The organism is Sphingobacterium sp. JB170 (assembly GCF_900163865.1).
GTDB lineage: Bacteria > Bacteroidota > Bacteroidia > Sphingobacteriales > Sphingobacteriaceae > Sphingobacterium.
In genome coordinates, this window is record NZ_FUKU01000036.1 from 1 (window position 1) to 23,193 (window position 23,193).

At 42.3% G+C, this 23,193-nt stretch carries 21 protein-coding genes; 4 read left to right on the forward strand and 17 right to left on the reverse strand.

Annotated features, from left to right (window positions below):
• Positions 1-196 precede the first annotated feature (196 nt).
• Entirely contained in the window at positions 197-577 is a 381-nt protein-coding gene (locus FM107_RS10580; RefSeq protein WP_086948488.1) for an SRPBCC domain-containing protein, read from the reverse strand.
• Positions 578-634: 57 nt separating this feature from the next.
• On the opposite strand from FM107_RS10580, the gene FM107_RS10585 reads away from it, so the two are divergent.
• A complete protein-coding gene (locus tag FM107_RS10585; protein ID WP_086948489.1) occupies positions 635-1,945 on the forward strand; it encodes a hypothetical protein in 1,311 nt (436 codons plus the stop codon).
• Positions 1,946-1,972: 27 nt separating this feature from the next.
• On the opposite strand, the gene coaBC is transcribed toward FM107_RS10585, so the two are convergent.
• Genes coaBC through FM107_RS10600 form a run of 3 tightly spaced genes read right to left on the reverse strand, consistent with a single transcriptional unit; the run spans position 1,973 to position 4,481 of the window.
• Positions 1,973-3,187, reverse strand: a complete 1,215-nt coding sequence (gene coaBC / locus FM107_RS10590; protein ID WP_086948490.1) for a bifunctional phosphopantothenoylcysteine decarboxylase/phosphopantothenate--cysteine ligase CoaBC — start codon at positions 3,185-3,187, stop codon at positions 1,973-1,975.
• Between the two features lie 10 nt (positions 3,188-3,197).
• On the reverse strand, positions 3,198-3,527 hold the full coding sequence (locus tag FM107_RS10595) for a DNA-directed RNA polymerase subunit omega (protein WP_086948491.1): 330 nt from the start codon (positions 3,525-3,527) through the stop codon (positions 3,198-3,200).
• A 30-nt stretch (positions 3,528-3,557) separates the two neighbouring features.
• Positions 3,558-4,481, reverse strand: a complete 924-nt coding sequence (locus tag FM107_RS10600) for an outer membrane protein assembly factor BamD (protein WP_086948492.1) — start codon at positions 4,479-4,481, stop codon at positions 3,558-3,560.
• 227 nt (positions 4,482-4,708) lie between these two features.
• Between FM107_RS10600 and FM107_RS10605 the strand changes: the two genes are divergently transcribed.
• Together FM107_RS10605 and FM107_RS10610 are read left to right on the forward strand one after the other, a co-directional pair.
• On the forward strand, positions 4,709-4,984 hold the full coding sequence (locus FM107_RS10605; protein ID WP_086948493.1) for a NifU family protein: 276 nt from the start codon (positions 4,709-4,711) through the stop codon (positions 4,982-4,984).
• A 55-nt stretch (positions 4,985-5,039) separates the two neighbouring features.
• Positions 5,040-5,693, forward strand: coding sequence for a hypothetical protein (locus FM107_RS10610; protein ID WP_086948494.1), 654 nt, complete (start codon positions 5,040-5,042; stop codon positions 5,691-5,693).
• Here FM107_RS10610 and FM107_RS10615 read toward each other — a convergent pair whose 3' ends face one another.
• From FM107_RS10615 to polA, 11 genes are all read right to left on the reverse strand, one after another.
• The gene (locus tag FM107_RS10615; protein WP_086948495.1) at positions 5,694-6,932 is read right to left on the reverse strand and encodes an FtsX-like permease family protein; all 1,239 of its coding nucleotides are present in this window, start codon (positions 6,930-6,932) and stop codon (positions 5,694-5,696) included.
• A gap of 3 nt (positions 6,933-6,935) precedes the next feature.
• Complete coding sequence (locus FM107_RS10620) at positions 6,936-7,577, reverse strand: MBL fold metallo-hydrolase (protein ID WP_086948496.1); 642 nt, start codon at positions 7,575-7,577, stop codon at positions 6,936-6,938.
• 103 nt (positions 7,578-7,680) lie between these two features.
• The gene (locus FM107_RS10625; protein WP_086948497.1) at positions 7,681-8,439 is read right to left on the reverse strand and encodes a shikimate dehydrogenase; all 759 of its coding nucleotides are present in this window, start codon (positions 8,437-8,439) and stop codon (positions 7,681-7,683) included.
• A gap of 3 nt (positions 8,440-8,442) precedes the next feature.
• A complete protein-coding gene (locus FM107_RS10630; protein WP_086948498.1) occupies positions 8,443-9,864 on the reverse strand; it encodes a lipopolysaccharide assembly protein LapB in 1,422 nt (473 codons plus the stop codon).
• A gap of 202 nt (positions 9,865-10,066) precedes the next feature.
• The gene (locus FM107_RS10635) at positions 10,067-11,449 is read right to left on the reverse strand and encodes an OmpA family protein (protein WP_086948565.1); all 1,383 of its coding nucleotides are present in this window, start codon (positions 11,447-11,449) and stop codon (positions 10,067-10,069) included.
• A gap of 245 nt (positions 11,450-11,694) precedes the next feature.
• Complete coding sequence (locus FM107_RS10640; RefSeq protein WP_086948566.1) at positions 11,695-12,705, reverse strand: inorganic phosphate transporter; 1,011 nt, start codon at positions 12,703-12,705, stop codon at positions 11,695-11,697.
• A 31-nt stretch (positions 12,706-12,736) separates the two neighbouring features.
• The gene (locus FM107_RS10645; protein ID WP_086948499.1) at positions 12,737-13,384 is read right to left on the reverse strand and encodes a DUF47 domain-containing protein; all 648 of its coding nucleotides are present in this window, start codon (positions 13,382-13,384) and stop codon (positions 12,737-12,739) included.
• Positions 13,385-13,468: 84 nt separating this feature from the next.
• Positions 13,469-14,497, reverse strand: coding sequence for a cell wall metabolism sensor histidine kinase WalK (locus tag FM107_RS10650; protein ID WP_306298649.1), 1,029 nt, complete (start codon positions 14,495-14,497; stop codon positions 13,469-13,471).
• Between the two features lie 48 nt (positions 14,498-14,545).
• Positions 14,546-15,199, reverse strand: coding sequence for a phosphatidylserine decarboxylase family protein (locus tag FM107_RS10655; protein WP_086948500.1), 654 nt, complete (start codon positions 15,197-15,199; stop codon positions 14,546-14,548).
• Positions 15,200-15,253: 54 nt separating this feature from the next.
• Positions 15,254-16,378: a toxin-antitoxin system YwqK family antitoxin gene (locus FM107_RS10660; RefSeq protein ID WP_143559475.1), complete on the reverse strand. Its 1,125-nt coding sequence runs from the start codon at positions 16,376-16,378 to the stop codon at positions 15,254-15,256.
• A 9-nt stretch (positions 16,379-16,387) separates the two neighbouring features.
• Positions 16,388-19,180, reverse strand: a complete 2,793-nt coding sequence (gene polA, locus FM107_RS10665; RefSeq protein WP_086948502.1) for a DNA polymerase I — start codon at positions 19,178-19,180, stop codon at positions 16,388-16,390.
• A 161-nt stretch (positions 19,181-19,341) separates the two neighbouring features.
• Here polA and rsgA point away from each other — a divergent pair, with 161 nt between their 5' ends.
• Positions 19,342-20,262 (forward strand): ribosome small subunit-dependent GTPase A, encoded by a 921-nt coding sequence (gene rsgA / locus FM107_RS10670; RefSeq protein ID WP_086948503.1) that lies wholly within the window; start codon positions 19,342-19,344, stop codon positions 20,260-20,262.
• A 44-nt stretch (positions 20,263-20,306) separates the two neighbouring features.
• Here the strand turns inward: rsgA and FM107_RS10675 are convergent, their stop codons facing one another.
• Positions 20,307-21,179, reverse strand: a complete 873-nt coding sequence (locus FM107_RS10675) for a hypothetical protein (RefSeq protein ID WP_086948504.1) — start codon at positions 21,177-21,179, stop codon at positions 20,307-20,309.
• A 238-nt stretch (positions 21,180-21,417) separates the two neighbouring features.
• A complete protein-coding gene (locus FM107_RS10680; protein WP_086948505.1) occupies positions 21,418-23,187 on the reverse strand; it encodes a RagB/SusD family nutrient uptake outer membrane protein in 1,770 nt (589 codons plus the stop codon).
• Between the last annotated feature and the right edge of the window lie 6 nt (positions 23,188-23,193).

Sequence of the window (23,193 nt, forward strand, 5' to 3'; positions counted from 1 at the left end):
TGCCGTAACAGGTGGGAGAGTAGGTCGGTGCCTAATTTTATAGAATGCCCCTTCAATAATTGAAGGGGCTTTTTTTATGCCCTCTTTTTTTGGAAGGAAGGGGTTTTCCCACTTTCCAATGAGCTGGTTGTATCAGGCAGCGGTAAAAAGCGTATTCAATTTACCACTGATTCTTATTGATGCTTTTCCTACCTTCTTATTCGTCGTAGAAATCGATTAGTGACGCCATATACGTGTCGTTCCAGCCATCAACCATATCTTCGTATTCTTCGTCGGGAATATTGGTATGCTGAAGCTCTAACGACGTGCCTCTTTTATGCTCGTGGAGTTTGATCGTCACAATGGATTTATCTTCTTGATCGCCAAAATACCATTGTTGTTCAATTTTTTGATAAGGTTGTAGCGTTATAAACTGACCTGTAATTGCTCCGTCCCACATAGAAAATGCTCCGCCCTCGGTTGGATCAATTGATACAAGGTCTCCTGTCCATAATTGGATCGTGGTTTCGGTTGTCAGTGCCTTAAAGATTTCTTCGGGCGTAGCGGAAATGATATAGTATTTTTTGAAGGCTTTCATTACTTTGTGTTTCGATGTCTATTTTGGTAAATTTACACACATTTAAGCGATAAAACCATGAGTAATTTTTTGCCAAATGAATTAATAGAAAAATTAAAGTTACACAAAGGGTTCGATGTTGAAGCATGGAAAGAAGTTCATCGTACCGGGGATTGCGCTGCTTCCATTAGGTTGAACCCCAAAAAGCTTAAATCTGTATCTTTTTCGGGTACTTTTGCTGTTCCATGGTGCGATCAAGGCTATTATTTAGCCGAATTCCCCTTCCTTGAAGACCCGCTGTATTGGGCTGGAGGCTACCGGCTGCAGGAAGCATCGAGTATGTTTGTAGCCCACATCGTTCAAACAATAGGCCTGCGGGAATGCGCTGTGCGCGCTTTAGATATATGTGCCGGCCATGGAATAATGACGAGTTTACTTAGTAGCTACCTGCACCCGGACTCTTTGTTGATAAGCAATCAATCCGATGTTACGCAGAGCGGAATACTGAAAGACGGGCTTGTACGTTGGGGAGATCCCATTGGTGTAATGACAAGCAATGACCCGTCTGCATTCGGACGACTTCCCGGTTTTTTTGATTTGATGATGGTAGATGCCCCTAGTTCGGGTATTGGCAGATTAGGTAGAGATGATGTCGAGAGTCATGACTGGGTAGCTGCTAATGTAGTGTATTATAGTGAACAGCAGAAGCGATTATTAGCCCAATCGGTGGCGACCTTAAAGGAAGGGGGATATTTGATTTATTCTACTTATTCGTATTTTGAACAAGAGAATGAAGATATACTTGATTGGTTGATTAGTGAACACGGTTTTGAAACTGTTCAAATTGAAATACCGACATCTTGGGGTATCGTAGAGACTATATCAGATGCTCAGAATGCTTTCGGATATAGATTCTATCCCCATATGATAAAGGGCGATGGGCTTTTTATTGGCGTCCTGCGTCGATGTACACCGCAGGATACTTTTGATCGGCCCAAATTAAATAAGGAAGAGTCTTTCCTTTCATACGATGCGCTTTCGGAATGGGTCATGGGGCCGGATGCGCTTACGAGCTTCCTTGATAATGATTATATACATGTGTTTCCCAAAATGTATACTGATGATGTGAAATGGATGGGAAGAGTATTGGATATTCGGCAAGCTGGAACCATTATCGGCCGCTGGATTGGAGACGAACTTCTCCCTTCTAACGATCTCGCACTGAGCACTTATTTGAGTGAGGGCGTTGATACAGTTGAATTGTCTCCCGATTCGGCGCTTAAGTTGTTATTAAGAGCCGGAATAGGTACAAAAGAAAATCGGGGGAGCACTAATCGTTGGTGTGTTGTCCAATATAAAGGCGTGAACATTAGCTGGATTAAGGAGTGAGTGGACGGTATAATGCCGAAGCAGGGATTATAATGAGGTTATAATTTCCTGATGTTTGATAATGACTGCAGCAATATCTGCGGCAACTTCTTTCTTCGATTTTAATTCGTAGTGCTGAACTTGTCCGTCGTTAGCGATTATCGTCACTTTATTCGTGTCACCCGAGAACCCCGCACCTTTATCTTGCATTGAGTTGAGTACGATGTAGTCAAGATTTTTACGTTTAAGCTTTTCTAAGGCATTAGGAAGCTCATTGTTTGTCTCCAGAGCAAACCCAACCAATGTTTGTTTACTTGCCTTACGTTCTCCGAGGAACGCTAAAATATCGATGGTTTTCTTCAACGAAATTTCGATAGAGTCGCTTTTCTTTTTAATTTTTTGCTCTTCAGGGTTCACCGGTGTATAGTCTGCAACTGCGGCACTCATAACTATGATTTCCGCCGCATCGAAATATTTATTGCAGGTATCTAACATCTGCTGCGCAGTAGTGACGTCTTTGCGGACAACGCCCGGAGGTGTGTCTAGACTGGTTGGTCCTGAAACGAGAGTAACTTCTGCCCCTAACCTATGTAGTATTTCGGCGATAGCGAATCCCATTTTTCCGCTTGAATGATTTCCTATAAAACGCACAGGATCTATAGGTTCATGCGTTGGTCCCGCTGACACTAGTGCCTTTTTTCCCTGAAGGACCCTGTTATCGGTGAAGAAATCACGTATGGATTGTAAAATTTCGTCTGGTTCTGCCAGACGCCCCTGACCGTTTAGGCCACTTGCGAGTTCGCCTGAATTGGGGGCTATCATAGTGTTTCCGTATCCCTGCAAGATAGAAATGTTATGTTGTGTAGAGGGATGTTTCCACATATCCAAGTCCATTGCAGGAGCGAAATATACAGGACATTTTGCAGAAAGGTACGTTGCTAGCAATAAGTTGTCGCAACCTCCGCTAGCCATTTTACTTAATGTGTTTGCTGTCGCTGGAGCAATTAGCATAAGGTCCGCTTTGAGCCCTAGTTCTACATGGTTGTTCCACAGCCCATTGGAGTGTTCAAAATAATCGGATAGAACGGGGTTTTTCGATAGCGTTGCTATGGTAAGCGGGGTGACAAAATCTTTTGCATCGGGAGACATAATTACCTGGACACTCGCTTCTGCTTTTACAAGTAAACGAATAAGAGATGTGATTTTATATGCGGCAATACTGCCACATATACCAATCACAATATGTTTTCCCTGAATAGACATCAGTAATGGACTAGTCCTGTTCTTTTGAAGGATTTCTGTAGTAAATTTTGTCATTTAAGAACTCATCGATCGCTACCAAACTAGATTTGGGCATGCGCTCGTAGTGTTTGGAGATCTCAATCTGTTCGCGGTTCTCGAATACTTCTTCCAAGTTATCGTTGTTTGTCGCGAACTCTGCCAATTTACCATTCAATTCTTCTTTTACATCAACAGCAATTTGATTTGCACGTTTTCCTATTACCACGATTGATTCGTAGATGTTATCCGTGCCTTTATCCAACTCTCTTAAATCACGAGTGATAGTGGAGTTTGGAATAGAAGTGTTTTTGTTTTGACTCATTGTATGTAGTATTATGAATTTTCTAATTTATTATTCTAGTTCTTTAGCGGCCTTATTTGCTTCAGCCTCTTCTTTGGTAATGCCCATCTCTTCAAGCTGCTGCTGACGTAATCTAGTGGCTTCGTCCATGCGTTGGACAACGTATTGGATTCGTTTTTCCGCATTCGTGCGGATATCGTCCGCTTCGTTGCGATATTTACTTTCTGGATAAGTCTCAATGAATGACGTATAGTAATCGATGGCTTCATTATAACGCGCTTCTTGGCGATATGTCATGCTGTTGGCTGCAAATAAGTATTGTGATTTTACAATCAAAAATTCAGCCTCTTCTGCATATTTGGTATCGGGATAGTCTCGGAGCATACTTTCAAAAGCTATCACCGCGGCACGATAGTCGTCCGGTTGACCCATGTTGAAATACAACTTCGCGTTGGCATATGCTTTTGTTTCTAGTTTGTCCCGTAGAGTCTGTATTAATTCGCTTGCTTCTGTCGCTTTTTCTCCTTCAGGATAAAGGTTTATGAAGAGTTGAAGCTCGTCAATCGCTTTACGCGTATTCTCTTGATCTAAGGTCGAACGAGGCGAATCCAGGTAAAAGCAATACGCGGACATGAAACGACATTCTTCAGCACGCGGGCTATTCGGGTATGTTGTAGCAAAGTTTTTAAAGCTATAGCGCGCTGATGTATAGTCACGTAAGCGGTAGCTGGTATAAGCTGTATAATAATACAAATCCTCTGCTTCAGCCTGTCCACGATACTTGGTCATTAGATCATCGAATAGCGTTATGGCTTTCGTGTATTTCTTTTTTTCGTAGAATTTAACAGCCTCTTGGTATTTCATTGCAATGTTGTTGCTGGCGCGAATTTTTTCAAACTTGCTTTTGCAACTACTCACTAGCATTACACACACCAATCCGGCGAATAAAGATACAATACGTCTATTTAAAAACATTTTACAAAGATACGTCAAAAACTATTAAGTTTCAATTTAATTTTAGGACAGCAATATACCTCAAAAAGTGACCTGAACCTACTTAAATAAAGCGTTTTAACATTCTTTAACCCGTGATAAATGATCTGATGTCAACAAAGTGTTGAATTATAGCCGATAGTTTATGTCTATCACTTTATATTTGAGAAATTGCCTATCTTTGAAACTAACATATAGTACAGAAGAAAATGACATTACTAGAGCGAGTAGAACAAGCATTGGACTCCATCCGTCCCTATTTAGAAACAGACGGTGGAAACGTGAGTATTGAAGAGATTACTCCTGAGAATGTGGTGAAATTAAAATTGTTGGGAACCTGTGCGAGTTGTTCGATGAGTATTATGACTTTCAAAGCTGGATTAGAACAGGCAATTCGTAAAGCTGTTCCTGAAATTACAGGTGTGGAAGCATTAAACCTTACGGATTTGAACGATCCAAACGCAATTACTCCGTCACAAAATTAAAATGGTTAACACAATTTAACAGCCTTCGTTACTGAAGTTTGGCTAAATTTGACACATGGTGACAAGAATTTACCATTTCCTAGGATTAACAGTTTTGTTCAGCCTACTGCTGGCGACCCTTTCTGCCCAAGAAAAAAAAATTGTGCAGTTTAGTGGTCTGATCAGCTCGGTAGGGGGTGAACTTCCTGTGCCTTTTGTTACCGTCACAAATAAGAGTTATGACAATCAGGCGCATGCGGCCGATAATGAAGGTTATTTTTCGTTTGTTGCCCACGTGGGTGATACGATTGCGTTTTCTTCTGTTGGATTTGAACCTACGTCAATGGTTGTCCCCAATACGAATTCTGACAAGTATACAGCGCTGGTTTCTATGAAAAGTATGGTTATTGAATTACCTGCGGTGACGCCTTTCCCTTGGGCTAGTATAGAAGAATTTAATAGGGCATTTTTAGCTTTGGATGTTAGTAATGACGATGCTTCGCGGATTCGTCGAAGCTTATCACCGGAGGCGTTGGCTGCTTTGTCACGAGTCGTGCCCCGTAGTGCGGATGAAATACAGACCTACAACTCGATGCAGCGTCATATCAATATGACAAATAAGAATATTAACCAACGCTTCGCAAACCCTCTTTTCAGTCCGATTGCCTGGGGATCTTTTATTAACTCGATTGTTAAAGGAGACTATAGCCGAAAACGACTGAAATATTAGCTACTCGGCGGTGCGAATAGAGTTGTTTTTGATTTCTCGTACGCTCAGATGTGCCGCAATATAAGAAACCCCGACCGCTACAATCATTACCGTTATAAATACAAGTATGAAATCCATAGTTCGGATATCCACAGGGTAGATATCCATGACGGACCCAGCCCCCTCGCCCGTTCTTATAAACCCATATTTTTCTTGTCCTAGGCAGAAGGCGAGTCCCAATCCGATACCAATTATTCCACCTATAAATGCAATCATAACCCCTTCGTAGAAAAAGATACGCTGGATGAGCGAATTGTCCGCACCAAGGCTTCGAAGGACAGCCATGTCTTGCTTTTTATCGATTACAAGCATCGTTAACGACCCTATGATATTGAATATGGCGATTATCCCGATAATCGTTAATATAAAAAAAACGATCCATTTTTCCGAGCGAATTGTTTTATATAGTAAGGGGTTCTGCTGTTCTCTATTTTTAACGATAAATGAGTCTCCCAATGCCTCTTGTATTTGTGACTGAAGCCCTTTTACCTTTGTTGAGTCTACAGTGAACATTTCAATAGCCGATACGTTTTGGAACTCACTGAGTAAGTCCTTGGCGAAATCTAACGGTGTTATTACAAGGTCCGTGAATCCTTGCTGATAATGCAGGACACCAATAGGGGAGATGATTCGCGCATTGATGTCGTCCATGGGATTTACGCTTGTTCCAGACGCACCTTTTCGTGGAGAGAACAGTTTTATGTTATTATCTGATCCATCCATCCGTACACGGAGATTTGCCTGAACCTGCGCCCCAATAAGAGCATAGTTGACGCCATCTTGTTTTATCAGAAAACTCCCTGCATAAAGCATGTCACTATGATCAGTTTGAAGGAGGCTCTTCGGCTCCAATCCTTTTATCTGTGCGATAAATTGTTGGTCGTTGTATTCGATAAGTACCTTATCTTCTAGAACCTCAGTGTAGCTTTTAATGGCTGGGTTGTTCCGTAGCTTTAATAGAGTGTCTGTATTGGGATCGAAGGTCTTTCCTTTTGTGGGCTCAATGCGTAATTCCGGTGCAAATTCAGAATACAAGGATAGAATAAGGTTTTCCATACCATTATAGAACGATAACACTATTACTAAGGCGGCACTACTCACCAAGACGCCAATTACGCTAATGGCTGAGATAACGTTTATGGCATTAATGGATTTTTTGGCAAACAGGTATCGCTTAGCGAAAAATAGTGGTAGTCTCATCGGTTAGGCACGAATGAATGGGTTTGTCTGCTTCTCGACGCCCACGTTTGTCGAAGGGCCGTGACCAGGATAGACAGTCGTTTCAGGATCAAGCGTGTATACCTTGGATTTTATGTTTTTTAACAGTAGCTCATGATTACCTCCGGGCAGATCGGTACGGCCGATACTTCCGCGGAAGAGTACGTCTCCGCAAATGAGAATTTTTTGATCTGCACAGTAAAACGCAATGTGAGCCGGGGAATGACCAGGAACAAATAATATTTGGAAATCGTACGAGCCTATTTGTACACGATCGCCTTCAACTAAGAACGTTTCTGGAATCGGGGATACCTCATAGCGAAAGCCATATGCAGGCGCAATATTTTGTACCGCAACTAATACAGGAACTTCGCCTTCGTGCATCTGTGGCAAAAGACCATATTGTTCATGAATAAAGTGGTTGCCCAGTACATGGTCCACATGGCAGTGAGTATTGTATAATGCTGTTGGGGTGAGTTGTTGCTCAGTAATATATGCTACTAATGCATTTTCTTCTTCAGCGTTGGACATCCCCGGATCAAATATAGCGCATTCGCCTTTTTCTTGATAGACAATATATGTGTTTTCCTGAAAGGCATTAAAGACAAAAGAGTGTACTTGTAACATACTTCAAAACTACATAAAAACAATATAATAAGACGCTACTTCCGTGTAAATGTCCCGTTGATAAGAACATAATTTAATATATGGGTTGTCTCTAAAGGAGACGCTACATTGCTGCCTGGTCTTCGTTCCAAATTTTCCAGTTTTTTTCAGCTTGAAGCAGAAGCATGTCGTACCCATTTTTGATCTGAGCGCCCCTTTGGCGGCCTTGTTTAAGAAAAGCCGTTTCTTCTGGGTTATAGATTAAATCGTATAACAAATGTTGGGGGCCTATTCCTTGGTAAGGGATATTCGGTGCGTCATCGACATTAGGAAAGGTGCCAACAGGCGAGCAATTGATGATCAATTTGTGTTCAGCGATTAATTGTTGATCAAGCTCTTGATAGGTGATATCTCCCGTCTCGCGTTTTCGGCTGACAATTTTATAGGAACATCCTAATTTCTCTAAGGTATAATGTACAGCCTTTGCGGCACCGCCGTTTCCGAGGACAAGTGCTGTTTTGTGGTTTTCATTAAGCATCGGTTTTAGCGATTCCTCAAAGCCATATGCGTCGGTGTTAAACCCAATTAGAAATGGTTTATCTCCTTTTTTTGTGAGTTTGATACAGTTCACTGCTCCTATTTTTTCAGCTTCCGGAGAAAGTTCGTTCATATACGCGATCACGGATTGCTTGTGCGGAATAGTGACATTAAAGCCGTAAAAGGAGTCATCATTTTTATAAAGATTGGGAAACTGCTCAATATGTTCGATTGAGTAAAGGTTATAGTCAATGCCTTTTATATTTTCCTGCTCAAATTTGTCAAGGTAGTATTTCTTCGAAAATGAATGTCCGAGAGGAAATCCAATAAGACCTAATTTTTTCATTTGTTATGAATGTTCTGTATAGCGGCGCACCATGTCGACAATTGCGCTATTACCTTGTAGTTTCGGTATGTAATCAAATATCAGATACGCCTTTTCAGGATATAAACCAAGGGCGGATTCTAAGTGCTCCATTGCTAGATCAAACCGTGCGTCCACAAACCGATAAGCAGCCATGCGGTAATAGAGCTCGGGTATGTCGTCGTTTATTAGTATCGCCTCGGTCATAATCTCGATCGCACTTTTAATGTCTGATTTCTCGATGTATATTACCGAGAAATCTAACCAAGCTTCATAATCTTCTGGGTCGAGTTCAACAGTCTTGCGGAATGCGCCTTCGGCTTTTTTAAACTGCCCAAGTTCAGAATGTACTTGCGCTAGCGCGTACCAAATACTAGGGTCGCTGTCATCAAGTTTAATGGCTTTTTTAAAGGAGTGTAATGACTCGTGATAGCGCTCTTCGGCGTTTAAGGTTGTACCTATTCCATACCATGCGTCGGGGTTTTCAGGATCAAGCCTCGCAGCTTCTTTAAAGTAGGAGCGTGCTTCTTCGTAATCTTCTTTATTTTCGTAAGCCTCTCCCAACATAACACAAACTTCAGAATTTGGTGTTGCGTACATCAGGGTACCCAGTAAATGTTCAATAGCATCATCGTTTTTCTTCTGTTGGAGCAGAACAGAGGCTTTGCCGTAATAGCTCGGAACGAACGTTTCGTCGATTGCGATTGCATAGTCGTATGCATCAATCGCTTCGTCCAAACGACCCAATGCTTCAAGTGTTACGCCATAATTGATCCAGCCCAATACACTATAAGGATCGTGGTCTAAATATTTGGTATAGTAAGGTAGTCCCTCTTCAGGATGACCTAGCTCAATGCAACATGCCGATAGCGCGTCGATCGCTGAGAGGTTATCGATATCGTGATCCAACGATTTTTTGAGATATTTGAGCCCTTTTTCAGTTTTATTTTGGTCCATGTATAACAGGGCGATAGACTCATAAACTAAAGCGTGGTCGGCATCATTTTGTAATGCTTCAAGGTAGTGTTGTTTTGCTAGCTCCACATTTCCCCGAATACGTTCTAGGTTCCCTCTGATAATAGAAATAGCTTCATTATTGGGTTCCAAAACGCTCGCTTTTTCTAGAATTTCATGGGCTTTGTCATATTTGCCTATTGAAGCGTATATCTGGCTCTCCTGAACAAGAAATGTTGCATCATAGCTATGTTGTCTATGCGCAATTTCAATTGCCTGTAATGCTTTCACGGGGTCTTGTTTTCCTTCTAGGTAGTAGGCTACTATATTGTAAAATACGTCGGAATCGAAAAAGTATTCTTGATCATCGCGTATCATAGACTCGTAGGTAGCAATGGTTTCTCGCATCTCCTTGGCTGAGTCAAAACCGTAGTTGTCGTCCGTGTTCTTCATATCCGCTATGTGTTTAGTGGGCGCTAAATCGTACTAACTCCCGATATTAGTGAATTTACATAAAAAATATAAATTCATTCACAATTGTTTTCCACATTGTAAGTGATACGCGTAAAGGTAGCTTTAAAAAATGTTATAATGACAGAAAAGCCGATTCATTGCTGAATCGGCTTTCTTATCATTGATAATTCTTAAAGAAGAACTATTTTTTGATTTCTACACGACGGTTTTGAACACGACCTTCTTCAGTTGCATTAGATGCTACTGGATTAGCCTCACCGTAACCGGTAGCTGTTACGCTTGATGCAGATACACCAGCGTTAACTAGATATTGTTTTACTGCGTTTGCACGGTCAGTAGATAAGTTCATGTTGTAATCATCAGAACCTTCTTCAGAAGCATAACCATCAAGAGTTATTGAAGCGTTAGCGTCACGTAATTCTTTAGCTAATTTATCTAAAGTTGAGTAAGATTCAGTTTTCAACACTGAGCTATCAAATTCAAATTGGATTGGCGAAAAATACTCACCTGAAGTCGCGTTGTTAGCAACAACTGGCTCAGGGAATTTAATTGGACAACCTGATCCGTCTACAGCAGTACCTGCTGGAGTTGAAGGACATTTGTCAAATTTATCAGAAACACCATCACCGTCAGAGTCTTTGCTTAATTGATCAACAGTACCTTCTAAAGTAGATACACGTTGTTTCAATGCTTCAACTTCGTTACGTAATGAAGGGTCTTTCAACTCATCATATAAAGTCGCAACTGGGTTAGAGAACGTTAAGTTTTCTTTATCACGTGAACCTAGAGTGAACTCTAAACCACCGTAAACCTGTGAATATTTACCTTTGTAGTCTGTACGACCAGGACCGTAAAGTCTGTTGTCATCCGTGAAGTTCATCGTGTAACCTAAGTTCAAGGCAACAACTTCAGATAGTTTGAATTTAACACCAACTCCTACAGGAATGAAACCTGAAAGTTTGTAGTCTTTTGATCCGTCAGCTTCACGATCTCCGAAGATCTCTTCACCCCATTTACCTTTGTTATCGTATACAACACTACCATCAAGGTCATTTCCTGAGTATTGTACAGGGTTAGATGCTAATACACCCATACCAACTTTAGCGTAGAAGTTAACTGCATTTTCTCTTCTTAGGAAGTCGATTGTTCCTAATTGGAAAACACCATTTAAGCTAGCTGCCCAGTTTACGTCTACTTCAGCAGATGTAGCTCCATGACTGTTTTCTACAGCAGGACCTGATACGTCGTGGTTGAAAGTTTTGATTTTACCACGGTTACCTTCTAATTCTAAACCGAATAGGTGTGAGAATTGTTTACGTACAGTAATACCATAGTACTCGCCTACTTTATTTTGGAAGTAACCAACTTTTTGTCCAAAAGGGTTAGAACCACCAGTAATTGCACCTGGAGTAGTAATACCACCTTGTACACCGATTGACCATGTTCTGTATTGGGATCTACCACCAAATACAGTTGGAGTCTGAGCTTGCGCAGATTCCGCGAAGCCTAAAGCGGCGACTAAAGATGCTGCAACAGCTGTTTTTTTAATTGTAGAATAGTTCATACTCTTGTTTTTAAGGTTATTAAAATTTTTAATTGTTTTCACTTAATTAAATTTAACATAACTTAACAATAACGATGCCAAAGTAAGTCGGCTCATGTGGAAAGTTAATTTTTGGATATTTTCGCTGCACTTGCTAGTAAAATACCGGCATAAAAGTATATATATTATTTAGAACAGCAAAATATTTCTACTAATTTTCCCTGTATATCGATAAAAATACAATTGCTTGTAGTGTTAATGCTACATTACAGGAGGTAGTGAATTATCGTTAACGTGAGTCCGCCAAGAACCCCGCTGACAGGGATGGTGAGTATCCATGCCCATAATAAACTTATCGTTACTCCCCAGCGGACAGCGGAAACGCGTTTTACAACACCTACGCCAATTATTGCTCCTGTGATGGTATGTGTAGTGGATGCCGGAATACCAAAGTGTTCTGTTACCCCCAAGGTAATTGCTCCTGCGGATTCCGCAGCTACCCCTTCCAGAGGTGTCACTTTGGTAATTTTAGTACCCATCGTTTTTACAATTTTCCAGCCCCCACTCATCGTGCCCAGCGCAATGGCAAGGTAACAGGATAGGGGGACCCAGGCGGGCATTGATTCAAAATTTGGAATAACCTGCTCAGCAATTAACGCGGTTGCAATAATCCCCATCACTTTTTGTGCATCATTCCCACCGTGTGCAAAGCTTAATCCGGCAGATGAAATTAATTGACATATTTTAAACCATTTCTCGGCCACTGCCGGTCGGGCTCTTTTGGCGAGGTTCATAATAAGGATCGTTATGGTTACCGAAATAAGCATCCCTATTACCGGAGCAAGGACAATAAAAGAAACTGTTTTTAAAATAGCGCTGTGGTTTATCGCATCTAATGGATTTACTCCATTAATAATAGCATAGGCCATTCCTGATCCAGCGAAACCGCCAATCAGCGTGTGCGAGGAACTCGAAGGTATACCGTAATACCAGGTGAACAAGTTCCAGCATATAGCAGCAACTAATCCTGCAAATATTACTTCGAGCGTTATATATTCATCAAGGACTGTTTTTGCAATGGTATTGGCGACCTTATGGTCGGTAAAGTAAAAATAGGCGGCGAAGTTAAAAATTGCGGCCCATACTACGGCCAAAAAAGGAGTTAAGACTTTAGTAGAGACGATTGTTGCAATCGAGTTTGCGGCGTCGTGGAAACCATTGATATAGTCAAATGCTATCGCTAGGACAACAACGACGATCAATAAAGTTGAAATCATCATAGGGTTTTATGCTTTCTCTGGTTTTAATTTAAGCATTCTTAACTAAAATACTTTCCAATACATTTGCTACATCTTCACACTTGTCCGTAGCATCTTCCATAGCTGAAAGCACTTCTTTGTTTTTTATGAGGGTTATAGCATCTTTTTCGAATTCAAAAAGTTCGCCTACCGCTTTATCGAAAATGCTGTCGGCTTTATTCTCTACGCTATTTATGCGCACGCATGAATCGGTTATGCGGCGAATGTTTTTTAAGTCTCTAAGTTCATTAAGCGCTGTTGCAACGTGAACGGTAGCCTCTGCGATAAGATCGGCTATTTGCTTCATCGCTGGGCTTGGATTCATTACTTTGTAGAGTTCCATCCGATTGGAGGCTCCGTAGATAAAATCTGCGACGTCATCGAGTGAACTGGCAAGAGAGTGGATGTCTTCCCGGTCAAAAGGGGTGATGAAGTTCTTTCCAAGTTCTAAATGTATTTGGTGTGTGATATTATCGCCATGATGCTCCAGATCTTCCAGAGTTTTATTTAGTTCTGACCGTTTTACTGGATCGATGGTATTCACCATTTCTTGTAACTTCTTTGCCATTTCAATAAGGTTCGACCCAGCTTGTTCAAACAGGGGGAAAAACTTCTTATCCTTTGGTACGAAATATTGAAAAATGCTATTTAACGACATAATGTTTAAATTTTATGCAAATTTATGAATACTATGTTAAGTTAATGTTAACTTTATTGGAAGGTAAACCTGTTACGACACTTTCTATGCGCGCGCTAATGTGAAACCGAATGTCGTGCCTAGCCCTTCCGTGCTGCGTGCGTTAACGTTCTGTTCATGCGCTTCGATGATGTGTTTCACAATTGCTAAGCCTAGACCTGCTCCACCGATATCGCGTGAGCGGCTTTTGTCGGCCCTATAGAAGCGTTCGAAGACACGAGGAAGTGTTTTCTCATCGATTCCCAGACCGTTGTCCGTTACCTCAACGAGGACTTGATCGAGCAGAATGAACACTGAGATGGATGTCTTGCCATTTTTTTTGCCATATTTAATGGAGTTTACAATTAGATTCACCAGTACCTGTTGTATGCGCTGCCTATCTGCTATTACGTAGACAGGAGTGTTTGATTTCCCTTTGAATACAAGTTCAATATTGTTCGTTTTTGATTTCCCCTCCAAGTCTTCGATGCATTCTTTTATTAAAGCGACGATATCGAACCGTTCCATGGTGACTGATATTATTCCGGTTTCTAACTTCGAGATATCTTCCAGGTCTTGAATTAGGTAGCTCAGTCGGTCGAGATTACGCGATGCTTTTCCTAGAAAATTTTTAGCGATTTCGGGGGCATCATCAATGACGCCATCTTGAAGAGTTTCGATGTACCCTTGTGTCGCAAACAACGGCGTCTTAAATTCATGGGATATATTTGAGAGGAATTCCTTGCGGAATTCGGCTTGCTCTTTCAGTTTGTCGATTTCAGAGGCTTTCTGTTTAGCCCAGTCGCGCACTTCGCGTTCCGCATCGGCAAGCGGGTCATTGTTTATTTGATCTCCCAATGCATTGCGAAGGTCTTTGCCTAGCTTAAGGTTATGTATAAGTTTATAGACGTTTCGAATGCGTTTGTATACAAATTTCTCAAAGAGATTCAATAAGCTTACAAAGCTTAACGTACTAATGGCAATAAAAATGAGTAAGGCGATTTGGAGGTTTCCACGATGCATGTAATCGGTGAAACCGACAAGTAGGCCGATAGTTAAGGCAATGAGAAGTGTAAAAACTTTAAAGTTCATCATATGCTCCGTAAGCAGAGCCTAAATTAACATTCCTTTTTTAATAAAATGTTAAATGCGGCCAATTATAGTTTTTGCACCGGTTACCTTGTCCCCAATGTTGACATCGATTTTGGTACCGATAGGTAAAAATAGATCCACTCTGGACCCAAATTTAATGAAGCCGAATTCTTCACCCTGAACAACCTCATCGTTTTCTTTGACGTACCATACGATTCGGCGCGCCATTGCCCCGGCAATCTGGCGGAATAACACCTCATTTCCACTCGCATTTTTCACGACCAGTGTGGTCCGTTCGTTATCTGTTGAGGACTTGGGGTGCCAAGCAACGAGGAATTTCCCAGGGTGATATTTGAGGTACGTGACAAGTCCACTAATAGGGCTTCTGTTTACGTGTACGTTTACGGGCGACATAAATATCGACACTTGTAGGCGGCGATCTTTAAAGTATTCCGATTCCTGGGTTTCTTCAATCACCACGACTTTTCCATCTGCCGGACAAAGAATGATGCTTTCGTCGGGTGTCACGGTTTTTGATGGACTGCGGAAAAATTGCACGATAGCAATCACCAAGAATGCTGAAAGTAGGTATAAAATCCACTTCAGAAAGTCTGGTGCATTATAGTAGTCTGCCAATGCATTGATAATAAATACAATGAGTACGGCAATTGCCAGGCTAGTATATCCTTCTTTGTGGAACTTCATGACTTTGTTTTTTGCAAATATAAGATATTCGGTGAATTTCCTCTACAGTTGTTTTTACCTTTCAACTTGAACGTTGGGGAAATAAGAATTCCCTTCCTCATTTATTCTCAGTATCCCCGAGACAGTAACTTGGCCCTCAATAGGCTGTCCTTGCCCGTTTAGTGTAGGGAAATAATATGGAATTTCTTTTAACAAGGCAGTGATCCAATTGTTTAAACTTTTATGTTCCGTTTTTTTGTTGAAATTTATTCCGGTCGGTATCCCCTCGTCGTCTAGGTCAATAAGAAAGGAAAAAGGGTGCTCGGAACTTTTTAGTTCCCTATTGAATTTCACTGTCGCGAGAGCCATGCTATTGAACTTGTTAACCAGGTAGGCATCGTACCCACTGTACGCATCAAATGAGCAGGGTTTATAAATAATCTGTTCGGCTGTTTCGAAATGGTTCGCCGGAAGAATGCTAAAGGGAACTTTGATTTCTTTTGCGGCCAGTAGATTGTAGCCTTCTGTCATTATTCCATGCTCATTAAATACTTCTTCGGCAAAAAGTTCACGATTTTTTTTACCGTCGGTGACTACTGTTGTCCAATACCCTGTTGGCATCCCATTTTTCACCCTACCTTTGCGTATAAAATAGGGGTAACCGAATTCATTGTAAAAATCGAACGGCATCATAAATTCGTAGATCCCTTTGCCGGCAATAACTTCTTGTTTTCCACGTCGATCCCAATAATCGGTTAATTTCACCATCGTACTGTCGTAATTTACGTTTAGCATCGGCTTGCCATCGGGGTAGAAGTATTTCCAATCGCCAGTGGGTTTGTCATCTTTAAATGCACACATCCATTTGGTCGCACCGTTTGGATGATATGCCGTAAATAAACCGTCTTTAACCCCTTTATTATAATTTCCAGTTAAGATTAACGTGCCAGAGCGGTTGAAGTCCTTGAAAGGGCCGTCAAAGGCATTTTCACGGACCAGAAAAGCAGATAGTCGCTCGATAGCTTTAAATTCACAGTCTTTATCCACTAAAAAATAATGATCGTCAAAATAGAATCGCACCAGTCCCATCGTGGCTTTTTCGAAAAGCGTGTCGCGTTCGGCCGCGTTGTTTGTTTCCTGTGCCAAGGAGATTACAGTACTACATAGGAGAAAAACGAATGTATAGAGGATTTTTATCATATCGAAATATTAATGAGCTTCCAACCAGTTTTTGCCAGTACCTACTTCAACCTCAATGGGTACTTGTAATGTGATTGCGTTTTGCATCCTTGTTGTTATCAATTCTTTAAATTGTTCAATTTCTTTCTCTGGAACATCGAATACAAGTTCATCATGCACCTGCATGATCATTTTCCCTTCCATTCCCTTCTCCCGAATATCATTTTGGATATTGATCATCGCTATTTTGATCAGATCGGCTGCGGACCCTTGAATTGGTGCGTTGATCGCGTTGCGCTCGGCAAAACCACGAACGGTCATATTTGCAGAGTTAATATCCCGCAGGTAACGACGACGGTTGAGTATCGTCTCTACATACCCTTTCTCTTTTGCCCGCTCGATGACTTGGGACATATAGTTTCGTATTCCGGTATACTGCGCGAAGTATTGATCAATTATTGCAGCGGCCTCTTTGCGGGCAATGCCGAGACTTTGTGATAATCCGAAGGCCGATTGTCCGTATATGATGCCGAAGTTAACTGCTTTCGCATTACGACGCTGTTCGGATGTGACTTCCACTAAAGGGATGCCGTAGACGCGTGCTGCTGTCGCACGGTGGATATCGTATCCTTCGCGGAAGGCTTCGAGCATGTTTTCATCTTTGCTAAGTTCGGCGATGATGCGTAGCTCAATCTGTGAATAATCGGCAGATATCAGAACGTTGCCCGTTGCTCGGGGGATGAATGCTTTGCGGACTTCCCTTCCTTTTTCGGTGCGAATAGGGATGTTCTGCAAATTAGGGTTGGTCGAGCTCAGGCGGCCGGTCGCAGCTACCGCCTGGTTGTAGGAAGTGTGTATAAGGCCTGTCTGGGCATTAATTAGCGAAGGCAGGGCATCTACATAGGTTGATTTTAGTTTCTGCAGCTGACGGTATTCAAGGATGTCTTGAACGATGTCCGATTTATTTGCAAGTGCAAGAAGCACATCTTCCCCAGTTTTATACTGTCCGGTCTTGGTTTTTTTTGCTTTTGGATCCAGCTTCAAGTGATCGAATAATACCTCGCCGAGCTGTTTGGGGGAGGCGATGTTAAACGTTACGCCGGCCTTCTCATAGATTGTTTTTTCTAACCTATTAACAGCCTCGAGCAGTGTTGCAGAAAAGACCTTCAGTGTATTGACATCGATTGTTACCCCGTTTTTCTCTACTTCGGCCAGTACGTATATCAGTGGAAATTCTACCTTTTGGGCAAGGTCTAGCGTTTGGGTATCATGTAAAAGAGGACGGAACTTCTCCTGTAGTTGCCAGGTGATATCGGCATCTTCTGCCGCATACTCCTTTACTTTTTGTATTTCAACATCACGCATATTTGATTGGTTCTTACCCTTCGGACCTATGAGTTCGGTGATGGAAACCGGCGTATATCCCAGATACGTTTCCGCCAAGATATCCATGTTGTGGCGCGTATCCGGGTCTATCAGATAGTGCGCTATCATGGTGTCGAACAGCGGACCCTGTACAGTGATTTGATAACGCGAAAGCAGAAGAATGTCGTATTTGATGTTTTGACCTATTTTTTCAATTGTTGGGTTTTCTAAAACAGGTTTAAATATGTCGAGTACCTCTTGTGTTTGCTTGCGATCGGCAGGTGTGGGGACGTAATAAGCAGCTCCTTTTTTATAGCTAAAGGATATACCTACCGCTTCTGCCGAAAGGGCATCGAGTGAGGTTGTCTCAGTGTCGAAAGCGAAGCTCTTTTGCATTGCGAGCGCATTAGCAAGATCTTGCATCCCTTCAGGGGTGTTCACAAGGGTATATTCGTGCGGTGTGTTGTGGATATTTAAAGATGCCACTATCGGTTCGCTTGCGGTACTCGTCGTGTCTTGCTGCGCTGGAGTAGCAAAAAGGTCCATTTGCCCGCTATTTGATTTTTGCGCGCCATCTCCGATCGAAAAGTCTTCGCCGAAAACCCGTTTGCCTAAGGTTCGGAACTCCAATTCTGCAAAAAGAGGCTCGAGCAGTTCCTTGCTTGGATCTTCGATCAGTAGATCGTCTTCTTGGAGCTCAATGGGAACGTCGAGTTGGATGGTTGCCAGACGCTTCGATATAAGCCCCTGCTCGGCGAAGTTTTCTACATTCTCCTTGAGTTTGCCTTTAAGCTCGTGACTGTGTGCGATGATTCCCTCGACAGTGGCATACTGTTGAATAAGTTTTTTTGCTGTTTTCTCACCTATACCGGGAATGCCTGGTATATTATCGACCGCGTCTCCCCACAATCCAAGTATGTCGATGACTTGTTTGACGTCGTTAATGTCCCACTTTTCTAAAATCTCGGGTACACCTTGCACTTCCGCGCCGTTACCCATTCGAGCGGGTTTGTAGATGAAGATGTTTTCAGAGACAAGCTGGCCGAAATCTTTATCCGGGGTCATGCAATAGACTTGAAAACCGTCGATTTCAGCTTTCTTTGCGAGCGTACCGATGATGTCATCTGCCTCAAAGCCATCCATGGTGATAATAGGGATGTTAAAGCCTGTTATAAGTTTAAAAATATAGGGTATTGCCGTGGATAGATCTTCGGGCATTTTCTCGCGATTGGCTTTGTAGGCTTCAAATTCCAGGTGTCTATTTGTCGGTGCTGCAGTATCGAAAACGACAGCCAAATGTGTTGGCTGTTGATTTTTGAGTATCTCCAACAAGGTGTTGGTAAAACCCATAATCGCGCCCGTGTTCAGCCCGTAAGACGTTAGGCGCGGGACTTTGTTTAGTGCAAAGTAGGCTCTATAGATTAAGGCCATGCCATCTAGAAGGAAAAGTTTTTTCACCTATGTATAGTTTTAATTCTCTCTTACAAAGGTAGAAAAATAACCATTTTCTGGCTTAGCGCGAAACGGAAAAATTTAAAAGGTGGCGTAGTAGTACTGGTGGGCGCTAAATTATTTTCAAACAAGGCAGCGAAGTCATCTTTATTTACGATTTTTGTAATATGAGGGGATTGGTTACTAAATCTACGGGCAGCTGGTATACCGTGCAGGATGAGGAGGGTCGGTATGTTGAATGTCGTATTAAAGGTAAGTTTCGTACTAAAGGTATTCGGACGACGAATCCGATCGCTGTAGGTGATTGGGTGGACTTCCAAATGGAGCCTGACCAGGACTCTGCCGTTATTATTTCCTTGGAACCTCGACGCAACTACATCATCCGTAAATCCATCAATTTGTCGAAGCAGACGCAGATCATTGGGGCAAACCTCGATCAAGCGATACTGATTGTGACCTTAGCCTCGCCCCCGACGTCTCTAGGATTCATTGACCGGTTTTTAGTGACGGCTGAAGCTTACGATATCCCCGCAATTTTGGTGTTTAATAAACTGGATTTATTTTCTGCGGAGGGTCTTGAGATCTTGGCAGCTTATATGGACCTATACGAACAAATAGGCTACCTTTGTTATGCCGTGTCCGCACAGCAAGGAGAGGGCATGGATGAGGTTCGCACGTTGCTCAGGGATAAAACCACGTTGGTTTCGGGCCATTCGGGCGTAGGCAAGTCGACATTCGTGAATTCGGTATCTCCGGGAACTGCATTGCGTACTGGTGCGATTTCTGACTGGTCGGATAAGGGGAAGCACACTACGACGTTTGCAGAGATGATTGACCTTCCCTTTGGCGGTAAGATTATTGACACTCCCGGTATTCGAGAGTTGGGTATTGTCGATATTGAGAAACAGGAGCTATCGCACTTTTTCCCCGAGATGCGTGAACGAATGAATACGTGCCGTTTTAATAACTGCCGTCATATTAATGAACCGGGTTGCGCGATTCTTCACGCCCTCGAGGGGGGGGAGATCGAGCCATCACGCTACGATAGTTATATAAGCATATACAATAATCAGGATACGCGCAACTAGAATGAGCGCTTTGTCATCTGGTTCGCACCCTCAATCCTGCAGGATTACAATTCTAAATTTTCGCTCGCGATCAACTCTCCCTGAAGGGTTGTAAAAAGCATTTTATATTTGCCTGGACAAGCCTTAAAGGCTCCCTGGGACACGGGAGAGGGGCCAAGGAGCGTATAGAAAAATAACTCCTGTTCGTTTTGCTCTTCTTTGTAGACTTTCAGTAAGTAATAACCAGCATTGTCGATTATAGATTTGGGTACCACGTAGTCGTGATAAATTTCCTGGACGCCCGCCGGGCAGCTGGGTAGTTTTAAATTCGTGAGTGTATATCCGTAATCTTGAAAAGTTTTAGCATTTTGTTGCACAAATTTTTCTACGGTCTTAGTGCTTTCTCCTTCGGGTAATATTTTGATAATCGATAGATATTTCTCCGCGACACCCTTATTATACATCGGAATAATGGCATGGTATATCTTCTGCCTGTGGTGCATTAGGGTTTGGGAATACCATTTAGCGTGGTCCGCCGAGTTCAATTGAAATTTGGTTAAATCGAGTAGGTTTTGACTTTTTCCATTACCGGCATTAATTAATGCAGCCATTCCATATTTTGAGTCGTGATCGTCGGTAAAAAGCACTGCGTATGTTTTTTTGTCGTAACCGAGTTTTTGGAACAGCTTAACGTACCGGCGTGTCGGCGGATTATTTGTCAGGTGACTTTGGTGCCCTTCCCACATTTGGTCTCCAGCGTACGGTCCCATGTAAATGGATAGCTTCTCTTGGATACTATGGAAGTTATCTTCGCCTTTAACAATGTAACTATTTGGGACTGTTTGATAGCTGCGGCAACCCGTTAAAATTAATAGACAGATTGCGAGTAATAATACGTTGATATGGGGCTTAGTGCCAATGTTATTAGGGTGTTGCATCGGATTATAATTAAATTATTATTGCTAATCACGATAGTGAATAGGATTTAAATATAATAAAATTGATTAATTTATGGTCTTTAAACGCAGTAATTGTGGCAGTACACCCATACCGCGTCGTATCTAAATTTGAAAAAGAGATTTGGTTGAAGCGGATCGATATTTCAGCGGATTGATAAAATAAAAAAGGTTATCCGCAACAATCGGATAACCTTTTTCGAATTTAAAAACAGGCTTTTTAGTTCCAGTTAGGGTTTTGTTTAATATTATCGTTTTTGGTGATTGCTGTTGCGGGAATCGGATATAAGTTTTGACGACCATCCGCATACCAAGTTCTTTTTTGCGCTTTGAACCATTCTAAATGCTTATCGGGGGTGAGTGTTTGAAAATTTGTTGATTTTCCTCCGATAGGTACTTTTGCGACGCCCGCGGGAACATTAATTGAGGGTTCTGATTGATTACCATCGTAAAAAACTACGTCCATAGTGCCATTCTGATCTAAATCAACCAATTTATTTAATGCAGGGACGTAAATTCCAGACCATTCCATACTCGCCATAAGTTCTCCGCGATTCCAGCGTCTTAGATCGTTAAAACGGAAACCTTCCAATGCAAGTTCCACCTGGCGTTCGCGTCGTACTTCAAGAATTACCGCGTCGTCCACTTGTGGAAAGAATGTTTGTTGCAGGTAAGTGTCGACAGCCGTCGGAAGGGTGTTTATCCCGCCTGTTACACCTGATCTCGATCTTAAAGCGCCAATTGTATTTTTCCAGTCGGCAGCCGTCAGTGTGCCCATTTCAGCTTTCGCTTCGGCATAATTTAGTAGTACCTCAGCATACCTCATCAGAGGTACCGCGTTGGTGTTATAGGCTCCATTGTCGAAATAACTGTCGTCCAAAGTATATTTAATCGGCTGATATCCGGTATACGTGTGGCTGGCGAAGTTCGGCGGAGAGGGCACTCCGTTTCTTGTATAACCTGGAGTGCGAATTAACTGTGCAAGTCGCGTGTCACGCCCGGCGCACTCCTCATAGAATATTTCCGTTTTATAATTCGGGCGATTTGTGTAAGGGGTACCATCGCTATTTAAGATAGTATTGATAAAAGGGCGCACAAGACCGTAACGGGGTCCATATGTCGCAGAAGTCCACCACCAGTTCGCATCGTTTAATATAGCGAGCTCTTTGTTAAACGCTACAGCGAGCATCACCTCCGAGGTTACCGGAGCGTCACTTATGAATAGCTGGCGCTGGGATAGCGCTGTGCCTTGCGCAGTGTATAATGTATGTGGACCATTGTTCATCAGCTCTTGCCCCGCATCAACCACATGTTGAAGGTATTCGTCTGCCGTATTCTGTAAACCTAGCTCGGCATGGTATTTTCGGTAAGTACCCTCAAATAGCGCAATCCTAGTTTTTAACCCTAAAGCAGTCCACTTTGTAATAGTGGTTCCCTCGGAGCTCGTTGCATTGATGTTGTTATACGCAAAGTCTAGATCCTCCATTATCTTCTCCATGATAAGCGTGCGCGAGTCACGGGGCGCGTATAGCGCTTCATCGTCTGTCGCTAATGGCTTATCGATCCAAGGAACATCGCCGAAACGAGTAATCTTATCGTAATAGAACCATGCGCGGAAGAAGCGAGCGATACCGATATAATCATTTTTTACTTCTTCACTTAGGTTCGGACTAGTACAGTTAGCAATAAAGTGATTGATATTTCTTAGTGACGACCAATCCCATCCACCACTGGTTTCAGCCGAATAAGCCCCATCTACTAAGAAGTCGTTCAGGCTATTTACTGCGCCGTAATCAGCCATAGCATCTCCTTTAAACGCATTGGATGCCGAGGTGATGTCATCATAGAAGGAATAACTGTATGTTTTTAATCCGTTTTCGGTCCCGAAAATGTCATCGGCCGTAGCAGACGCTTGAGGTGTTTCGTCTAGTTCACAAGCGGAAAAAAGACTTAGCAATAGTCCCAGAGTAACCCAAATATTTCTTTTCATCTTTTT